Source organism: Sporosarcina sp., assembly GCF_029257255.1.
GTDB lineage: Bacteria > Bacillota > Bacilli > Bacillales_A > Planococcaceae > Sporosarcina.
In genome coordinates, this window is sequence record NZ_JARICI010000058.1 from 17,279 (window position 1) to 36,895 (window position 19,617).

Here is a 19,617-nt window from a genome sequence, read left to right on the forward strand (position 1 = left end):
TTCGGTAATTCAATTGATGTAAACGCTTTCAAATAAAGAAAAAAAGACTTTCTGACTAAACCTTTCGCCAGCTGTTTTAGGACGGTAAGTTTTAATGATTCATCTTCTTTCGAATCGACCATTGTAAGTAGTAATTCATATTATATGAATGTAAAAACAAGATAACAAGTCCCAAATTCCACATTATGAAATTTGTTTAACAAATTATCAAACTAGTTACTTATCAAGCTTACTATTAACTGTTAATAAAACAATCAACTTAGGACCCATTTCACCCAACATCTAATCTGGATTCTATCTGGAAAATGAGTTAGATTCCTATTTATAGTAAACCTTTTTACTTTTCAAATGACTTCTAGCCTATAAACCTGAAATTTTGAACTAAGACTTCACTTGTTGAAGAAATAAAAATGTGATCACTGCAGTGAATGCAGGAGGATAATACATCACAAAAAAGCGAACCTCCGCAGAAAGTTCACTTTTCAACTTGACACAAAGTTATTTATTTACTGTTGGCTTTTCTATTTGATTTGTTTTTTTATAGAACTGCCAACGCCCCACACCAATACTTCTATTACTACGATCTTTTTATTGAATCGGCATAAACGCAACTTGCCAAATGCCGTTTTCATTTTGGATCAAGTTAAATATACTGGGTATATCACGGTTTTCCGCTGCTTCAAATTCGACTGTCCCTTCATACTCACTCGTCTGATGAAATACTCCATCATTGAAGTGCTGAAAATACGTATAGATATCCTCAGCGCTGTCATTTACAATCTCACGGTGCTCTTTGTCTTCCTCCTCACTCCACGCAATCCATTCTTCGCGGTCAGTGTACAGTGCGTACATCATGTCATGATCTTGATTGGCACTTGCTTCAATGTAGAGTTTGGCTACCGACATGGGTTCAAGACCTGCCAATACCTGCTGATCGAATGTTTCATTAAATGCATGATATATCTGCTGTTCTTCAGCAGTTAAAGTAAATTGTGGCTGTTGTTGCACCGATCCGGCCGACCGGAATTCCTGCTGAGTGAAGTAGACACCGATGAATAAAATAATCGCTGACAATAGAACACCCACAGCGCGTGGTACCATGACACTTCTTTTTGTCGGTATTTTTAACTTATTTATTACCTGCTGCTTCTGTTCGTCAGTAAAGCGAGTTTCCGTAAATAACTGTTCATCCATTACTTTCCGAAGATTCTTCAAGTCAACCGACACTTGTCTCACCTCTTTCCAAGTTTACGCCAAGTAATTCTCTGCCGCGTTTCAGTCTCGTTTTGATTGTATTTATATTAATTTTAAGCAAAGCACTTATCTCAGCTACCGATAATTCTTCATAATAAAATAAATGTATAACTTCTCGATACTTAACTGGCAGCTCGAGCACTTTTTTAACTAGCATTGTATTTTCATCTCGCGCTATAACTGCCGCTTCTGGTGATACTGTGGTTGACTTCAGAAAAGCAAACAGGTTGTTGTTTACTGTCACCCGTTTAATCCAAGAGCTTTTTAATACGTCTTTACAGCGATTGATCGTAATACGGTAAGTCCATGCTTCAAGCGACTGAATTTCTTCGATTTTTGCGTACTGACTATAACAAGTGAAAAATACATCTTGAACTACTTCCTGCGCCTTTCCCCAATCTTTTAGATAACTGTAGGCCAAATTAGTCAGTCGACCTCCATACTCATCCATTAAATTTCGCAGCCACTTTTCCGATTCACCTTGCGAATTCTCCAACATCTCACCGCCTTTTCACGTTCTCACCCTAAAGACGAGATATAAATCGTCTCGGTTTCATTTTCCCCATAAAGATATTTCGTACCAACGTCCCATTTTACATCGTTTAGGTTTATAAATGTCAAATAGGGCTATTATTAACTTAGAGCGATCAGCAATTAATCAACTAAGAGGAGGAGATCTTTCATGGATCTTACAAAATTAAAAAATAACAACTTACTAAAAGTTGGAGCAGCAGCAATATTATCTATAGGCGTACTAAGTGCGTGCGGTGACGATAAAGACGATCCTGTTATTGATAATAATGACGATGTAGATATCGATCAGCCGGCAGATACAACACCTAACGATGATGTGGATGTGGATATGGAGCCGGATGCTGATGTAGACATGGACGTTGATATGAAGGATGAGGAAGACGGAGATACTAAAGCAACTAACTAAAATTTAATAATATGACAGATCCCTGAGCCATCCAGTTCCCCCTGGACAGCTCAGGGATTTTTTATGTATAAATTTCAACTTATAGGTATAGTTTCAGCAATATCACCACAAGATGACTCATAGTTGATTGGTAAAAATGTGTAACCTTACATTCATGAGGAGGAGATATATGTGACAGGATCACAACAGCCTGAAACTGAACAAAAAGGCATGAGCCGCCGTAATTTTATGAAAAATACCGGTTTAGTGGCAGGAGGATTGGTAGGAGGTTCTTTATTAGGAGGTTTAGTAACCCACCAAGTTCAGAAGCCAACTACAGGGAAGGAATCATCAACAGATAACATATTGGAAGCGCGGACGTTTTTCAGCCGTAGTGAAGATTTTGAAATCCTCTCTGCTGCTACCGAGCGACTCTTTCCGAAAGATGATCTCGGGCCAGGCGCAATTGAACTGGGTGTACCCTACTTTATCGACCGTCAGCTTACCGGCGAATGGGGCATGAACGCGAAAGAATATATGCGTGGACCTTTCCCGCAGACTGCTGAGACCGCTATATATGAAAGGCAAGATCGCGACCAAGATACGCAAGGCCCGAACGCAGAGACGCAAGTACCCGCTCCTACTCCGAGATACCAAACTCGAATGACGAGAGCTGAAATTTTCACTGAAGGTGTACGAGCCCTTGAACAGACTTCGCAAGAGAAGTTCAAGACAAACTTTAGAAAATTGGAAGCTTCACAGCAAGATGAAATCCTTCAGCTGTTTGATGAGGGCAAAGCCAAAATGAACGGCGTATCTTCCAGTATGTTTTTCAACCTGCTGTTGCAGACAACATTAGAAGGTGCATACGCAGATCCTGTTTACGGTGGCAATCGAAATATGGATGCCTGGCGGATGAAAGAATTTCCCGGACCCCGCATGAGTTACACAGAGGATATCGACAAAAAAGAGTTCATTGTAATGGAACCAGAAAGTTTACGCAGTTACCAAGGACACTGATAAATGGAGGAACTTAAATGGCGAAAAAACTAGAAAAAGTTAATGTAGTGGTAGTGGGAAGCGGCTGGGCGGGCGGTGTTGTAGCTGCTGAACTGTCAAAAGCCGGGCATAAAGTCGTGGTGTTAGAACGCGGAAAAAAACAGGACCGCGCCGACTATATTGGGGTAAAGGACGAGTTGCGTTATACAAATCGCTATGAAATGATGCAAAATCTAGCACCTGAAACGATTACATCTCGCGTGACGATGGACGATACGGCTCTTCCCGTCCGTACACGTAAAGAAATGATGGCCGGGACAGACCTGGGCGGAGGCAGTGTTCACTGGGCAGGCGCAACGTACCGGTGGAGAGCATACGACTTTGAAATTCGCTCTAAAACGATTGAACGATATGGAAAAAAGAAAATCCCTGAAGGCATGACAATTCAAGACTGGGGCATCACCTACGATGAAATGGAACCTTATTACGACCGGTGGGAAAAGACGGCCGGTATTTCAGGGGAACCTGATCCGCTCGGTGAAAAACGTTCGAGTGACTACCCGACTCCGCCAATGAAAGAATCACCGGCAGTTCGTTTATTCAAGGATGCAACCAAAAAAATGGGTTACCACCCGTATCAAGTTGCTTCCGGAAATCTGTCACAGGCATATACGAACCCTGACGGTGAGTCGTTGAATGCTTGCATGTTCTGTTCATATTGTACGCAATACGGCTGTGATTTCAGTGCGAAATCAGATCCATTAGCAACCGTTATTCCGACTGCTCTGAAGACTAATAACTGTGAAATCCGCACAAATTCACTTGTCCGCCGAGTTCTTCACAGCGGGGGGAAAGCGACCGGTGTACTATACACGGATACGCGTACCGGGGTAGAGTATAAACAGCCCGCAGATGTAGTTGTGCTAGCTGCTTTTTCTTTTTCTAACAATCGGTTGCTTATGTTATCAAATATCGGTGAGCAATATAATCCGAAAACTCGTAAAGGCACGATCGGACGTAATTTTAATATGCAAGGCAATATTACATTCTTAGGTGCCCGCGGTTTCTTTAAAGATGAGAAATTCAACTTATATATGGGAGCAGGAGCACTGGGCGGGACACTCAGTGACTTCGCCGGAGATAACTTTGATCATACGGACTTGAATTTCATTAATGGCGGTGGAATAGAACTTCGTCAGTACGGAGATGGGGCTATTGCGAGTAATCATGTCCCGGCCGACACACCAAATTGGGGGCCAGAGTTCAAAAAGAATTCTGTTAACTATGCCAATCGTTCGTTACGGGTGTGGTACACATCGGCTATCATGTCTTGGTGGTTTAATTATCTGGATTTAGATCCTACTTATAAAGATGAGTACGGAGATCCGTTATTACGTGTCACAAATCAATACACTGACCAAGACCGCAATATTGCTAAATTCGGTATAGAAAAGTGTACGGAAATCATGAAAGAAATGGGAGCGGATATTGTAGACGAGGATGTAGTTCCCGAACAATTCGACCATATCTACGACGGAGGTCACTATGCCGGTGGTGTGATCATGGGAGCTGACCGGGCAACTTCTGCGGTAAATAATTACCTGCAGATGTGGGATATGGAGAACCTTTTCGTTGTTGGCGGTTCTGCTTTCCCGCAATTCGCAGGTCATCACCCTACAGCTACAATCGGCGCACTTGGCTATCGTGCGGCTGAAGGTGTGGAAAAGTACTTGAAAAACGGCGGTCCACTAGTCGAAGCGAAACAAGCCAGTCTAAACGCCTAAACATAACAGCTGGGGTTACTTTTCTCAGCTGTTTTTCCTATGTATCACGCAATGCGACTGGATATGCGTTTCATGCTTTTAATCAAGCTCCCTAAGACCTTACAGTGCTTCATTCGTACAGCTCGGAATGAAACACTGTGTTAACGAGGATGATCATCTACCTTGTACGTCCTGAGAATATTCAAGATGTATGGGTACAGGGTGAATTAGTTCATTCCAGATGATCATTTCTCCGGATTGCTGTGGCGTGATAGCAATCCTTTTTTTATACTCACACATTAGTTCATCACATCGAGTACTGTTCTTTGCATTTTTCCCTTGCCCCTTATATACTTAAACAGAACCTGAAAAACTAAATTTGTTTATATAGTTTTCCCGTAATGGATAAAAGAGGAGGAGGATAAATGAAAGCTCGCATTATGAAGGCTTTTTTGGAAGAAGTTCATGAGAAAAGCATGAAGTTTACAATGGATGATCTGACTAAGCGACTCGGGATCAGTAAACGAACACTCTATGAACATTTCTCTTCCAAAACAGAAATCCTCGATGCTATTATCGATTCTACACTGAAGGAGTTTGATGATAAAACTGAAATCATCATGCAGGATACGCAATTGACACTAATAGAGAAAATCAAGAAAGTCATAACGGTCATACCGAAATATAATGATTTTTATAACTGGCAGATTCTTGATCAGATGCGGAAGTCACACCCTGCACAGTGGGAACGTGTCCATGCTGCCTTGAATGAGTGGGACGAACTGCGTGAGCTTATTGAACAGGGTATTCGGGAAGGTATTATTGCTGACCAAAATGTTTCTCTGCTAATGAAGCTGATCATTGACGCTACCAACTCTACGATGGACCGGCAGTTCTTCTATGAAAACAGCATAACTGTAACAGAAGCGCTAGACTCAATTGTCGATATTTTGCTGTTCGGCCTCATTAAGAAAAATCCTGAATAATGTTTTTTATTACCTAAATAAACCCATAAAACAAAAATAGTTTTTATATTTTACAACAACTTTGAAAGCGAGATGGAATTATGAGCCTCTACATACGTGAGGTAACTGCTGAAAATTGGGAGGATATCGCCTACTTATCAGTGAATGACAATCAGAAAAATTTTATAGAAAGTAACTCATTTTCTCTGGCCCAGTCAAAATTTGAGCCAGAATGGAAATCAGTGGGTTTATATGATGAGGAAGAATTAATCGGCTATGCGATGCACGGCCGTGACAAAACGAGCAGTAATGTTTGGCTGGACCGCTTCATGATCGATCAGAATTACCAAGGCAAAGGGTATGCCAGCCGTTTCCTGCCGATGCTGCTAAAAGGAATGCAGAAAAAGTATAGCTGTGACATGATTTATTTAAGTATTTATCCAGATAATAAGAAAGCACAGCATCTGTATGAAAAATTCGGATTTGCGTTAAATGGAAAAATAGATGATGTCGGCGAATTCCCATGTCTCGTCATGGAACTTGATTTAAAAAGGAGTCCTTTAGCATGAGTTCGACTTCACCCAAACTGAATCAATTGGATACCGAACCCGTAGGACGCATCTTTTTACGGTATTTGATCCCTTCCACCGTCGGCATGTTGCTGATGGCGATCAATATCGTCGCTGACGGAATCATGGTCGGTAATCGATTGGGCGCAGAAGCGTTGGCAGGTGTCGGGATTGCTGCTCCTGTCTATACGATTTTCTTCGCAATTTCACTCTGGATTGGAGTCGGTGCCGCCACGAAATACTCAATGGCGATGGGTGCAAAAGACGTTAGAAAAGCACGGGAAATTTTCACCCATGCAATCTTTTCAATAGCTTTTTTCACACTGTTGCTCGGACTGACGGCATTCATATTCCGGAATTCGCTCGCTTATGCACTTGGTGCAAACACAGAGACGTTCCCCTATGTATCTGACTATTTATTAGTCATCCTGCTGTTTGGATTTATTTTTACGGTAGAGAATACGTTCAGTATCTTTGTACGCAATGATGGGGCCCCAAATCTATCAATGATTGGGCTAATCGTCACATCGGTCGTCAATATCATACTGAATTATATATTTTTATTTGTTCTGGATTTCGGTGTGTCCGGTGCCGCTATAGCGACAATCATTGCTTCCTTCCTAGGCATGCTTGTTCTGACTACCCATTTCTTTAAGAAAACTAATAACCTGAAACTTATTCGATTTTCATTCAATAAAAAGCTGTTCACAGCAATCATCATTATTGGTTTCCCGAGTTTCCTGTCTGAACTCGGTATTTCTGTCTTTACGATTTCCCATAATATCGCATTTGAAAGAATGGCGGGCACGGAAGGTGTTGCGGCGTTTGCTATTTTAAATTATGTGCACAGTGTCATGCTCATGTTGTTTTTAGGAATGGGTGGGGCCATTCAGCCGTTGATCAGTTATTATCACGGCGCGCGCAACCTACAGCGGCAGAGGGAAACCATGAAAAAAGCTATGTTGACAGTTGTTTTGGCTGGCGCTGCCTTCTTTCTCATCGGACAGTTTGCTGCAGGTCCGATTGTCTCGATTTTTGGGGAATTCCCACAGGACGTACGTGATTTAGCCAGCACAGGAATTAATTTATTCTTCATTGCCTATTTGTTCACGGGTACGAACTTTGTCATGATGACGTATTATCAATCTGTCGGCAATGTGCGGATGGCGACTTGGATTACCGCTTCACGTGAAATCATCGTTATGCTGATTTTCCTGTTGATCCTGCCGAGACTGTTTGGTCTGAATGGTATCTGGCTAGCAATTCCGGCATCTGAATTCGTTGTTTTTATTGGTGTCTTCCTATATCAGAGGAATGCAACAAAAAACTCCAGGCTAGTCTGACTTGGCATTTCTTTTTCTGTTCCACAAATTGTGAAGAGTGCTATACTAAAGAAGCAACTGAATATCGTGTTAGAGATAGGTGCGTTTGTTGTTTCATAGACAGCGCTTAAAAGGGAAATCGGTGAAAAACCGATGCTGTCCCGCAACTGTGAGTTGGAGTGCGTTTTATTTCCACTGTCCCCTGCAAAGGAGATGGGAAGGAGAATCGTATGTTGAAGACGAGCCAGGAGACCTGCCTAGATCGAGTACACACCAATACCCTACGCGGATAGGAGGTGTCATGTGCGGCTATGAAAAAACTTTCACAGGCCGTCGTACGACAAAACGGTACCAGGACATTTTATGGATGGATTCGGTGGATCTCACATCGAGTAGACATTCAAAACGTCCTGATGAACCGTTTAGTTCGTCATGGCTTCCCACATAAACGTCCTCTAGGTTAACTTAGACGGATGTTTTTTTATGGCGAAATATAAATACAAACACGATGAGGAGCATGATCATGCCAAATGAAAACGTTGAATATTTCAGAAATCAATTGAAGGATTCCATTATGTCAAATTGGACAGCTGCGCGTTCCAAAGAGCTTTCAGTGATTCTGGAAGACTGCAAAAAGCACATAGCTGACAACCTTTCGATTACGTCCAATGAAAAAGAAGAACAGCTTCGCTATTTGAATAAAGCTTATGAGAAAGTTGTGGAAGAGCTTGTAGGCTGCGAATGATCCGCCATTATGTAAAAAAACCAGACATCGATTTAGATGTCTGGTTTTACTCGTATCTGCTTATAAGGAATCACGAATTACCCGTTTATAATTCAATACCGACAGTATGCCGAAAATCGAATACAGTGCTGTATAGATCAGCATCACAATAATCATCGGTGTCAGCATCTCTGTACCGAAGAAAAACCAGCCAGATTTTACGGCGAAGTAGCTGTGTAATAAACCGACGACCAGCGGAATACCGAAGTTAAACAGTTGTTTGCGCTGGATGCCTTTCAACAAGTCTGACTGTGTATAACCAAGCTTTCGCAAAATCGTGTAATTAGCTTTCTCATCTTCACTTTCGTCCATCTGCTTGAAATATAGGATACAGCCAGAGGTAATCAAGAAAGCCAGTCCTAAAAATCCGACAATGAACATGATCACGCCTATATTTTCTTTTTGCTTTACTTTTTCATCGTATTTGGATTCCTGCCCTGCCCAAACATCCAATTCCAACTCTTTAAACACATCATTTGCCAGGACGAGTTCTTTAGCATCTTTAATAGAAATACCTGTATAGATTGGAATTTCAGGTGAAAATTCAGTTTGCTGATCTGCTTTCATCTGTTCAAAAATTTTCTCATCCACTACAGCTACTGGAAAAGCATAAGTAATTCTTGTAGGAAGTATAGCCAGATCACTTACTTTTGTCAGCGTAAGTTTGTAGATGTTTTCTAATCCGGTAAATTCAATTTCTCCACCCGCCCGGATTTTTATGACTTTTTCAGTCAGCTCATTTTGATTGATGAATACGACTTCCGATTCAGCGATATCCAAATCCGACACCACCCGTTCACTGATCACTGTCATCGAACTGTTTTGAACAGCATTAATATCCTCTACTCCAGGAAGGGTCAGCACATTCGATAACTCCGCATTAAACTCCAATAAATCTATTGTTTTTTCTGTATAGCCAATACTTTCATTTGTAAGCTTCTGCATGAATTCTTCCGCATGATCAGGATTGATCATAGAGAAATCATACGGTATATTCTTCTCAACCGATTTTTCTACAGAATAATACGAGATATAACTTAACGAAAGTAGCGCGATCGATAACGCAGACAACGCGGTAATGATTGTCAGTAAAAAGGAATTCGATCTCATTCGGAACATGATGGCTGATAACGATAGAACATCATTAACGTTCAGATAACCGCCTTTTCGTTTACGGATCGAATTAAAAATGAAACTGACGGATCCTTTATAAAATAAATAGGTTCCTACAATAACGGATGCCAGTATAAGAATCATCACAAGAAATAACTGATTCCCCATAAACAAATCGCTGAATAATCTTGATGACAGATAATAACCAAACAGAATCAGCGCAATGCCTAACACGCCTATTACTGCCTGGAGCAGAGTCATTTTCTGTACTCGCTGCTGTGCGACAGAAGATACTCGGAACAACGACAGGATACTTTGTCTTTTGATGAACAAATAGTTCATGACCAGAATCAGTACGTAGATCGCCGAAAAGACTATAATGGTTTGAATAAGTGCTTCGGGAGAAAAACGAAGCGTTGCTATCTCTTCTACACCTGTCACTTTAAAAAGGATAATCATCAGCAATCGGGACATTGAAAAACCGAGCAATACACCAACTACAAGTGAACCAATATATAATAGAAGGTTTTCTAAGCTAAGAATTCGAAATACCATGCCCTTAGTCATCCCGATCAATTGAAACAGCCCGATTTCCTTCCCGCGCCGTTTAATAAATAAGGTATTGGCGTACAGCAGGAAAACCGCAACGATGACGATTAATAAAACAGAGCCCGATTTAAAGGCTGCAGCTGCTTTTACCGATCCGGAAGCATCGTCTATCGCAGGATCAAACTGCAGCGTGACGAATGAAAAGTAAAGACCCACACTGAATACAAGTGCAAAAATATACACGTAGTAGTGTTTGATATTTTTCTTGATATTACGCCAGATTAATTGATTAAGCGTCATGCTGAATCCCGCCTAACACACCCTGCGTCTTGATGATGTCATTGAAGAACGCATTTCTTGTCTGATCCCCTTTATTGAGTTGCGTATAGATTTGTCCGTCTTTAATGAACACGACACGTTCGCTAAAGCTTGCTGCTAGGGGATCATGCGTCACCATGACAATCGATGTAGCTCGTTTCGTGTTTAACTCACTCAATTTATTCAGCAGATCAGATGCCGCCTTTGAATCAAGAGCACCCGTCGGTTCATCCGCAAAGATGATGCTCGGCTCATGAATGAATGCCCGCGCAGCAGATGTACGCTGTTTTTGACCTCCCGAGATTTCATTCGGATACTTATTTTGAATATCCCAAATACCCAATTCCTCAGCAACTGCTTTGAATTTATCATCCGCCACTTTTCTCTTCACTTTCTGAACAGACAGCGGTAAGAGTATATTTTCTTTCACAGTCAGTGTATCCAGAAGGTTGTAATCCTGAAAGATGAATCCGAGATGCTGCTTTCGAAACTCGGCAAGCTGCTTCTCTTTCAGCTGATTGAGATTCTGCCCTTCAATTTGGATTGTCCCTTGGCTCACCCGATCAATCGAGGAAAGCACATTAAGCAATGTCGTTTTCCCGGAACCAGATGCTCCCATAATACTGACAAATTCGCCTTTATTCACTTGCAGATCGAGCGCCCGCAGCACTTCTTGTTTATTTAATTTATTGCCATATGTTTTAGATATCTTTGAAGCTTCTAAAATAACCATGTCCATCACTCCTTGTTACCCTTATCTTAAACAATCAGGCAGACTTTCTCCTGTCTTTGACATGACAATGAGTAAAAGCATGTGACATTGTCGTCACATGCCTGCAATGCGTACCATTTCATTTTTTGTCGGGAAGGTTAAAGTGAAAATAGTTCCCCTACCTACTATCGATTCAACCTGAATCTTTATATGCAGCGATTCCGCCACCTGAGTCGCTAAATATAAACCCATTCCAGTAGCTGCATGATCCTGATGATGCGCTGTGCCCGTGAAACCTTTATCAAATATCCGTGGAAGGTCTCTGGCAGCGATTCCGCGTCCAGAATCTTCTATGGATAATTTCTTCACTTCGCCCTCCGCCCAGCTGCAAATTCGAATATCGGAAGCTTCGCTGTATTTCACGGCATTCGTCAACAGCTGCCGGGTCATAAAGCCAAGCCATTTGCCATCCGACAGCACTTCGTCAACCTGCATCTCCACATCAAATCCAATTCCTTTTTGCACACACCACAGCTTGAGTGATTTGATTTCCTGATAGATCGCTTGCCGCAGGTCGATCTGTTCTATATATAAATCATTCTGAATGAAAGGAATACGCTTTTGATGCAGTTGCTGATCGAGCAGTAAATGAATTCGAAGCCATTCGTACATAATTTGCACACGAAGTGGTTTCTCCTCAATACGATCAATCATCAATTGCATGGTCGTCAAAGGAGTTTTCACTTCATGAATCCAGTTGAGCATATCGTCCTTCTCCTGCTTCACATTAATCTCCAAATAATCTAATCGATCTTTGTACGCCTCAATTTGCTCTGTCATTTTATTGAAAGCAATATCTTCAAAAGGGCTGTTCGCTTCAGGAACTGCTGTCAGATCCAAAGCATCCTGTTGACTTTTCAATTCCCGATAAAAGCGTGTCTCTTTAGAATAGCGAATGAATAGAAAGAACAGAAAAGAAAGACTGGACAAAAATGTTATGTAGAAAACGGACTGGATCGGGATACTGGCGTCCAAATAGCCCATCATCAGGACAAGAAGCTGCAGAAACATAAAGAATAGAATCCAGGCTGCTCTTTCCTTTAGAAATACTTTGATCATACAGTTTTATCCTTCGCAATATAGCCCTGACCGATTTTTGTTTCAATCGCTTCGCTCAGGCCCAGGTCTGCCAGTTTCCTCCGCAGTCGGTTGACATTCACCGTCAGTGTATTATCACTGACGAATCTCTCATCATCCCACAGGCTCGTGATGATTTCTTCCCTTGTGACAATTTCATTTTTCCGTTCAACAAGTAATTTCAGGATATACAGTTCATTTTTCGTCAGTTCAATGGATGCCTCTTCATTTGAGATGGTTCCCTTTACTAGATCCAGCGTTGCACCGCACCATGTTTTCAATTCCAGGTTCTGTTCCGTGTTGTAATTATATACACGGCGCAATGTCGCCTGAATCTTGGCGATCAGCACGTCAAAATGAAAGGGTTTTTGCACAAAGTCATCCGCGCCGAGCTGCATGGACATTACCATATCAGTCGGATGATCCCGGGAAGACAGAAAAACGATCGGCACTTTTGAATGAGTACGAATCATACGGCACCAGTGAAATCCGTCAAATTTCGGTAGTTGAATGTCGATAATGACGAGGTCAGGCTTACGCTCTGTAAACTCTTGCAAGATATTCGAAAAATCCTTCACACCGACTACTTCATATGACCATTGCGTCAGACGCTCTTTTAATTCAGTAAATAATGTTTGATCATCCTCTATCAGCATAATTGTAAACAGAGTACTCACCCACTTTTCCATTTGTTAAGCTACTTACCACTATAAGCAAAATAGCCTGACCAAACAAGTTTACACTTTGTCTGGTCAGGCTGTATTCATATGACTGCTCACATCTTGTTCAACAAATAGGCTAATAAGCTTCGCATGCCCGCCCCGTACTATTGTAGATAAAACAGTCCGCCATTTACGATATCAATCGTAATTTTCGGTTTGAACCTTTCTGCAATTGCTTGTTTTTCTACTTCATAGCTATCCGCTTTATTTTCCTGTCCTTCATAAAAGTAATCAAGCACCGCTTGATCCTTCCGCCACTTCTTTTTTGCTTCTTCTGCCCATGTCTGATCTTGTTCATCCACAATTCGATCAATTACTGCATCCAAACGGGCCAATGCACGCATTGGTGTAATGATATACGGCAATTGATAAACTTGCTCAGGGGGTTTGTCTGCTAAAAAACGCGCATCCATCATTTCGTTAAACTCTTGAAAAACCGCTCCCGTCATCAAGTTGATTCCTAATGAGTACAATACTTCCTTCGTTTGATGGCAGTGGTAAGAAACTTTATAATTCACGCACAGCCAAGGTGTCAATACCCTTTGCGAATCCTGATTTGCACTGAGCTGCTCAAACATCTTTACAAACAAGCCCATTTCTTTTGTCGCTTGAAACAGCTGATGAAGTCTTGGAGAGCCCATGTGGACGACTTCCCCCTTCACACCGTTCTTCAGCTGCTGAATGTCCGTGATAAGTGTAAGTTGCGCCGGCCTCGGTGTTTCATTGACGCTTTCCACATAACGCCAGTAAAATGGCCGGTTCATAATTTTCTTATCCATTTCAATGGTTAGCTGCACTTGTAGATAATTCTCGTGTCTTTCTATTACTTCACAGTTATTTTCATTGAAGAATTGATGGAGATAATCGTGGATTTGCTTCGGATACATGCTGGCCCTCCTTCCCGGCAGTTGTCAGAATATCATCCAAATCCCCTACGACTTTTTCAAACACTCCAATTTTATCTTGAAGCACATGGAGCATATGATCTTCTATTGTTTCCTTAATGGCTAAATTATAGATATGCACATCCTGGGTCTGCCCCAATCGATGAACACGTCCGATTCGCTGTTCGAGTTTCATTGGATTCCAAGGGAGATCGTAATTGATAACATGATGACAAAACTGCAGGTTGATGCCTTCTGCTCCTGACTCTGTCGCAATCAAAACTTGTGCTTGCTGTTTAAACAGATGCTTGACCCATTCTCTACTATTTTTACTTAGCTTCCCATTAAAGATTACACTGGAAATCCCTTGTGAATAAAAGTATTCATGCAAATAGTTCTGGGTTGCCCGATACTCCGTGAAGAGAATCACTTTATCGTTTGCCTTCAATATTAGATTCGCAGCTTTTTGAGCTTTCGAATGAATAGCCGGCTTTTCAAGCTGCTGTATGATATCTGCTACATAGTCTATTTCCTCCGGCTTCATGCATTCTCCCGACAGCTTCTGCAAAGTACCTAGCGTCGCCAGCTGACTGCTGCACATCTCACGTTGCAGTGTGATCACCGAGAAAGCATCTGAAAAAACAGGAGAGATATCCTTCAATGCTGAAACAGACTGATAAATCTTTCGCTCTTCTTCAGTAAACTCAATAGGAATCACTTGCACCCGCCGGTTTGTCCATTCAATTCCCGTATCAGAACGCTTATTGCGCACCATCACTTGACCGACCAATTCCTTTAAATACTCATCTTGTTCAGCGTCTCGTTTGCGTGCAGAAAACACGGCTGAAAAGTTTTCATAATTCCCCAAATGACCTTGTTTGAGAAGCGTTACCAGGTAGAACAATTCGAATACATCATTCTGAATTGGTGTGGCTGTCAGCAGCAAGCAGAATTTTTTCTTCAAATTCTGTACAAACTGATAACTAATCGTCTTATGATTTTTTAATTTATGCGCTTCGTCTACAATAATGAGATCATACTCCTGCGCATCGATTTTCTCTTTATGGGGACTTCGCTTTGCGGTATCGAGACTCATAACGACCACATCGACATAATCCAGTTCATAATTCTTTCTATAGAGCATAGCAGGTATGTGGAATTTATAATGGAGTTCTTCCACCCATTGATTCGCAAGTGATGCAGGCACTAAGATCAGGGCTTTTTTCACTAGCCCTCGAATTAAGTATTCTTTCAGGATTAATCCCGCTTCAATCGTTTTCCCTAATCCTACTTCATCTGCCAGTATTGCTTTGCCGTTCATTTCTTCAATCACCCGCTGCGCTGCTTCTAACTGATGATCAAGCGGTTTAATATGAGGCAAGTATTTTAAAGACTGCAAGCCGCTGAAATCGGTAATTAAATTGCTCTTCGTGATGTCATAACTCATTTTATACAGCGTCCAGCTGTCCCACGGCGCACTATTTTCCAACCGATCCACAAAACCTTCCTTCCAATCGGAACGTCTCTCAATTAGCACATAAATCACCTCAACTTGCTTTTCATTGAGTTTAGGATGTCCAATAAAGAGATTCTTATGAGGAATCCATTTTTACGCTTTCTATCTGCCAAAACAACTATACAGAACAGTAATTCAATATTTCCCATAAAAAAAACACGCTTTTATGTCAGCGTGTTTTTTAATATTCTACTTATTAAAAACCTCTTCCGCTCTCTGCCATTGCATGTGCCAGACGTATCGAAGCGGACGCCAATTCTGCGTAGTTCACATCTTCCCCAGGATGAAACAGGTTCTTCTCAGCCTTCATTATGCCCAATGAATTTGCAATTGCCACGTAGCCTATTAAACTAGGCTGAACTTTATTGGCATCTGTAAAGTTCAGTTTGTAAATAGTACTTTCCTTTGCTGCCTGTTCAAGACCTAAAATCCGTATATACCATACGGCCACTTCTTCTCGAGTGATAGAGGATTCTACGTCAAAATTCTTGTCAGGTTTAATGACACCGAGTTCAACTGCGTGTTCAATCACATGATATAACGGATGTTTACTGCCGATATTTTCAAAGGTTTGCGGCGTTTGCTCCTGGTTAAAATAATGGTCGCCCGGATAGAAATACGTTAGTGAATTCATAAGTACTTTCAACGCTTCGCCTCTTGAAACAGGAGCATCCGCATTAAACTTCTTCACATCTTTTATATCTAATATTTTGGCATTCAGAAGATAGTTTAACTCCGCTTCTGCCCAGGGATGTGAAATTACATTGGATGATTTATCACCAAACAAGTTTTTCCACTCTCCTGAACCCGCATCCAGATAATGCTGGGGATTCCCATTAAACACAGGGACATATACGAGATCATAATGCGCTTCAGTTTCCTTTTGTTTCAAATACACTAATTGTAGATCAAGCGACTCTTTGAAAATCTTGGTGGCTTGAACTTTAGGAATTGCTTTCTCGATTGCCGGCCACTCTTCAATATCTTGATAGTCGATGTTTAGATTAGTTAAAGATCCATCCACAGCAATTCCAATATTGATTTGATCACCTGATACAAGAATTCCATTTACTGCTCTTGGGAATGAAAAGTGAATCGAACCGGTTGATTCATCAATATATGGATCGGCTACCGGCATGGCATATTGGTGCAAGTAAGACGGTGCCCATTTTTTAATATAAGAGATTGCTTTCTTGGTTGCATCTTGCCGAGAAATGGATTTCTTATTAGTATTCTCTTTACCCATTTCTCTTACTATATTTTCCTGCAAGCTATGAAACTGAATTACTTCTCCTGTCTTTTTACTAATGTCTAGGCTTGAACCCATTCCACCATTTGCGTATTGATACATATATTGAACACTGAAAATGTTTTCGCCGCGTGGTCTCTCTATTTCCTGAACTGATTCGATTATTAATTTTATTTCATTGGAATCTGTCGCAAGAAGTTGTTCAGCCAGTTTCTTCGCTGCATCTGCAGTTATGCCGTTCTGACGCGGCGGAAGTGGTTTTGCCGCCAGTTTTTCTATTTTTTTTGCTGCCGGATACTCATTGGTATATCCATTTTCGGTCTTCCATTTCCCTGAAATTGCATGGATTCCCAGTAGAGCGCTTGCGGGTTGATAAACAAGCCGCACATCACGCTCACCTGTCACATAGTCGTAGTGTATCTGATAATTTAGTTCTGCCGAAAGATCAGTCTTCATTTTCTTCAATAATTCCTCCGGCTTTTTGATTTTCGTCAGTTCATCAAAAGTTGAATGTTTCGTTAAGGGTAATGTTTTATAGAAGCTGGATATTTCTCCATTTCCTAAAACAGTCACTTCAATGTGCTGATCAGCGATCGACACTTTATCCTTTATACGCGTGAAAATAAATGAATATTGAATAGGCTCTGTCAATGTCCTTCTCGGTTCGTTGGAAGCAGCTCCTGCTTCAAGTCGATAATCATTTCCACCAATAAATTTCTTTATAAATCCTTCCGCTATTTTACTTGCCTCTTCTTCGCTAACTTTCGCAGGAAATAATGCTTCAGCCATATTGACAGGCTAATAGTAGAAGTTTTCAATCTCCATATTGTTTCCAATAAAACCGACACTACCAAACAATCGCTTACCGTTCACGTTTTTTGTGAAATAAAGATCATATCGGACAGTTTCATCGTCAGGATAAATATGTGCGCTATTCATTTGAAAGTCACCAACTGCCAAAAAATCGAACTGATTCGGGAAGGCTTTGCGGAATTTTTTAATTAGATCTTCTTTAGTATAAAGATTTTCCGCTGCGGCGAGTTGAATCCTCGTCTTTTCCGGTTGACCATTTCCGATAGTTGAAGCAGAGGTGATGGATGAGAACATGCCAATTGATAAAACTGCTGAAGCAACTACTGCACCGATCTTTCGAGTAATAACCAAAATAATCCCCCTAGTTAAATATATTCATGTTATACAATCAGTTACTTCATCTGTTGCTGTGAAATTTCTTTCCGTTTTTAACTGAAGCTCGACAGCTTAAATTCCCCCTCTGCATTCAATATCCAAACTATTTTATGAATGCCTGAGTAGGTACATGCTTAAATCTATAAATAAATAACAAAAAACACTCACTAATACATTGAGTGTTTTTATTGTAAAATATAGATCATATTTCAAAAGCAGTGAAACTGCCTTCCTCATCAAAATCCGTAACATGAATGACCCTATCAGAAAAAGCATCAGCCTGACCGGTTTCATTGCCGATGACAAGTGTCAGCACATGGAACTCTTTTTCCTTTTTCTTTCGATTAAAGGTATCAAGAAATTCTGCACTCACTTCATCTTCTCCGTCTGTCACGAAAATCACATCGGCTTGTTTGAAGGCACTTTGATCGATCACTTGCAGCGCCGCATTAAGTGAAAGTGTAAAATCGGTTCCGCCGCCTAAATATGTTCTTGCCAGGCGGATTAGTTCATTGCCTGTAATTTTACCTCTGTAAAATGTATCGCGCTGCAGCGTTGTAGAAAATAGCAGTACACATAAATCCCGCCGCTGTTTTTTTGCAATAGACAGCAGTGCCAAAATAAAGCCTTTCGACTGGTTATCCAGCAACTTCATACTGCCAGACTGGTCGAGACAAAAAACAATCGGTCCTTTGCCCAGCTCTTCCCGCTTTTTTTGTTCAAACTGCAACGTTTCGCCTTCTGCAAAACGACGAAGAAAATCATTCTTCGTCGCTTTGTGCGTATACAGGCCTAACTCCATTGGCAGCAGGCGCTCCATTTCATTGCCCATTGTCACGCCTCTTCTTTCTATTGATTCCGCATAATTAGATTTTTGTTTTTGACGTGCGACTTCTTTGAAACGTCCGGCCCATTCAGCAATTTCTTGCATCTTCGGATCCATCGCTACTTTATCTGCAACAGCCAGCTGATCACGCAGCGGCACTTTCTTCAGATCCGCGTCCCCCTTACCTGCACTCAATCCGCCCATCAATGAGATCAAACTTTCTTTCACCTTTATCGTTTCTTTCACTGCATCGTCCATAGCCTGCATGAATCGTTCCCCGTTTGTTTCAAGTGTTAGTTCCAATTTTTCATTGAGCTTTACGCTCGCATCTTCCAACTCTTGAAGAGTTCCACTTTCTACTTCTTCTGCTTCTTCTGCCTGTTTCACTGGAAATTCATCCTGCAATACCTGAACTACATCGAGCTGCTGCTGCAGTTCTTCGTCCTCTGCCTTTTCTTCAGCAAGCCAAGTATTAATTACCTCACCAAATTTCACTGCACAGATAGCTGAAGCCAGATCATCCAATTTCGTATAACTTCGATGTTCTTCAAACTTTTCATCTGTCATAATTCGTTCCATTAACGTGCGGTTTGGTTTCAAACTGATATCAGTACTTCCCTTCAAGAGCTGGGGTTTCATCTTATAGAATGCGGCCCAGATATCACCAAGTAGCGCTTCGATCGTCGGCAATTCGCCTTCTTCTCTCACCTTTTGCAGTCCTTCAGACATTTCAAACAGCTCTTTAAAACGTCTTTTATCAAAAGAATCTGTATTGAGTACTGAACGATGATCTCTGATTATTTTACTTGGTCTCATAGAAATCATCCT

Annotated in this window: 19 protein-coding genes and 1 riboswitch; of the genes, 8 read left to right on the forward strand and 11 right to left on the reverse strand. The window is 41.2% G+C overall.

What is annotated here, in order from left to right; all coding sequences use genetic code 11:
• Window positions 1-588: 588 nt before the first annotated feature.
• Window positions 589-1,227: a hypothetical protein gene (locus tag Q1J64_RS12165; protein ID WP_301109345.1), complete on the reverse strand. Its 639-nt coding sequence runs from the start codon at window positions 1,225-1,227 to the stop codon at window positions 589-591.
• Window positions 1,217-1,750: a sigma-70 family RNA polymerase sigma factor gene (locus Q1J64_RS12170; RefSeq protein WP_301109347.1), complete on the reverse strand. Its 534-nt coding sequence runs from the start codon at window positions 1,748-1,750 to the stop codon at window positions 1,217-1,219. The genes Q1J64_RS12165 and Q1J64_RS12170 overlap by 11 nt, the downstream gene beginning before the upstream one ends.
• A 186-nt stretch (window positions 1,751-1,936) precedes the next feature.
• Here Q1J64_RS12170 and Q1J64_RS12175 point away from each other — a divergent pair, with 186 nt between their 5' ends.
• The 8 genes from Q1J64_RS12175 to Q1J64_RS12210 all read left to right on the forward strand — a co-directional run bounded on the left by Q1J64_RS12175 (window position 1,937) and on the right by Q1J64_RS12210 (window position 8,536).
• On the forward strand, window positions 1,937-2,194 hold the full coding sequence (locus tag Q1J64_RS12175; RefSeq protein WP_301109349.1) for a hypothetical protein: 258 nt from the start codon (window positions 1,937-1,939) through the stop codon (window positions 2,192-2,194).
• A 171-nt stretch (window positions 2,195-2,365) separates the two neighbouring features.
• Window positions 2,366-3,193, forward strand: a complete 828-nt coding sequence (locus tag Q1J64_RS12180) for a gluconate 2-dehydrogenase subunit 3 family protein (protein WP_301109350.1) — start codon at window positions 2,366-2,368, stop codon at window positions 3,191-3,193.
• 17 nt (window positions 3,194-3,210) lie between these two features.
• Window positions 3,211-4,956, forward strand: coding sequence for a GMC family oxidoreductase (locus Q1J64_RS12185; RefSeq protein WP_301109351.1), 1,746 nt, complete (start codon window positions 3,211-3,213; stop codon window positions 4,954-4,956).
• A 404-nt stretch (window positions 4,957-5,360) separates the two neighbouring features.
• Window positions 5,361-5,921: a TetR/AcrR family transcriptional regulator gene (locus tag Q1J64_RS12190; RefSeq protein ID WP_301109352.1), complete on the forward strand. Its 561-nt coding sequence runs from the start codon at window positions 5,361-5,363 to the stop codon at window positions 5,919-5,921.
• An 80-nt stretch (window positions 5,922-6,001) separates the two neighbouring features.
• On the forward strand, window positions 6,002-6,469 hold the full coding sequence (locus Q1J64_RS12195) for a GNAT family N-acetyltransferase (RefSeq protein WP_301109353.1): 468 nt from the start codon (window positions 6,002-6,004) through the stop codon (window positions 6,467-6,469).
• Window positions 6,466-7,812, forward strand: coding sequence for an MATE family efflux transporter (locus tag Q1J64_RS12200; RefSeq protein WP_301109354.1), 1,347 nt, complete (start codon window positions 6,466-6,468; stop codon window positions 7,810-7,812). Before Q1J64_RS12195 ends, Q1J64_RS12200 begins: the two co-directional genes overlap by 4 nt.
• A gap of 60 nt (window positions 7,813-7,872) precedes the next feature.
• A riboswitch (cobalamin riboswitch) is annotated at window positions 7,873-8,066 on the forward strand.
• Window positions 8,067-8,102: 36 nt separating this feature from the next.
• On the forward strand, window positions 8,103-8,255 hold the full coding sequence (locus Q1J64_RS12205) for a hypothetical protein (protein ID WP_301109355.1): 153 nt from the start codon (window positions 8,103-8,105) through the stop codon (window positions 8,253-8,255).
• A gap of 59 nt (window positions 8,256-8,314) precedes the next feature.
• Window positions 8,315-8,536: a hypothetical protein gene (locus Q1J64_RS12210; RefSeq protein WP_301109356.1), complete on the forward strand. Its 222-nt coding sequence runs from the start codon at window positions 8,315-8,317 to the stop codon at window positions 8,534-8,536.
• Window positions 8,537-8,596: 60 nt separating this feature from the next.
• Here the strand turns inward: Q1J64_RS12210 and Q1J64_RS12215 are convergent, their stop codons facing one another.
• The 9 genes from Q1J64_RS12215 to Q1J64_RS12255 form a co-directional block, all read right to left on the reverse strand.
• Window positions 8,597-10,537, reverse strand: a complete 1,941-nt coding sequence (locus Q1J64_RS12215) for an FtsX-like permease family protein (RefSeq protein WP_301109357.1) — start codon at window positions 10,535-10,537, stop codon at window positions 8,597-8,599.
• Window positions 10,527-11,288 carry an ABC transporter ATP-binding protein gene (locus Q1J64_RS12220; RefSeq protein WP_301109358.1) on the reverse strand — a complete coding sequence of 254 codons (762 nt, stop codon included), beginning with the start codon at window positions 11,286-11,288 and terminating at the stop codon, window positions 10,527-10,529. The genes Q1J64_RS12215 and Q1J64_RS12220 overlap by 11 nt, the downstream gene beginning before the upstream one ends.
• Window positions 11,289-11,381: 93 nt before the next feature.
• Window positions 11,382-12,386 (reverse strand): sensor histidine kinase, encoded by a 1,005-nt coding sequence (locus Q1J64_RS12225; protein WP_301109359.1) that lies wholly within the window; start codon window positions 12,384-12,386, stop codon window positions 11,382-11,384.
• Window positions 12,383-13,072: a response regulator transcription factor gene (locus Q1J64_RS12230; RefSeq protein ID WP_301109377.1), complete on the reverse strand. Its 690-nt coding sequence runs from the start codon at window positions 13,070-13,072 to the stop codon at window positions 12,383-12,385. The genes Q1J64_RS12225 and Q1J64_RS12230 overlap by 4 nt, the downstream gene beginning before the upstream one ends.
• Before the next feature lie 158 nt (window positions 13,073-13,230).
• A complete protein-coding gene (locus Q1J64_RS12235) occupies window positions 13,231-14,013 on the reverse strand; it encodes a YqhG family protein (protein ID WP_301109360.1) in 783 nt (260 codons plus the stop codon).
• Window positions 13,967-15,547 (reverse strand): DEAD/DEAH box helicase, encoded by a 1,581-nt coding sequence (locus tag Q1J64_RS12240; RefSeq protein WP_301109361.1) that lies wholly within the window; start codon window positions 15,545-15,547, stop codon window positions 13,967-13,969. Before Q1J64_RS12240 ends, Q1J64_RS12235 begins: the two co-directional genes overlap by 47 nt.
• Window positions 15,548-15,722: 175 nt before the next feature.
• Window positions 15,723-17,564 carry a YcdB/YcdC domain-containing protein gene (locus Q1J64_RS12245; protein ID WP_301109363.1) on the reverse strand — a complete coding sequence of 614 codons (1,842 nt, stop codon included), beginning with the start codon at window positions 17,562-17,564 and terminating at the stop codon, window positions 15,723-15,725.
• Window positions 17,565-17,573: 9 nt separating this feature from the next.
• Window positions 17,574-17,939 (reverse strand): hypothetical protein, encoded by a 366-nt coding sequence (locus Q1J64_RS12250; RefSeq protein ID WP_301109364.1) that lies wholly within the window; start codon window positions 17,937-17,939, stop codon window positions 17,574-17,576.
• Window positions 17,940-18,165: 226 nt separating this feature from the next.
• Complete coding sequence (locus Q1J64_RS12255; protein WP_301109365.1) at window positions 18,166-19,605, reverse strand: vWA domain-containing protein; 1,440 nt, start codon at window positions 19,603-19,605, stop codon at window positions 18,166-18,168.
• Window positions 19,606-19,617 lie beyond the last annotated feature (12 nt).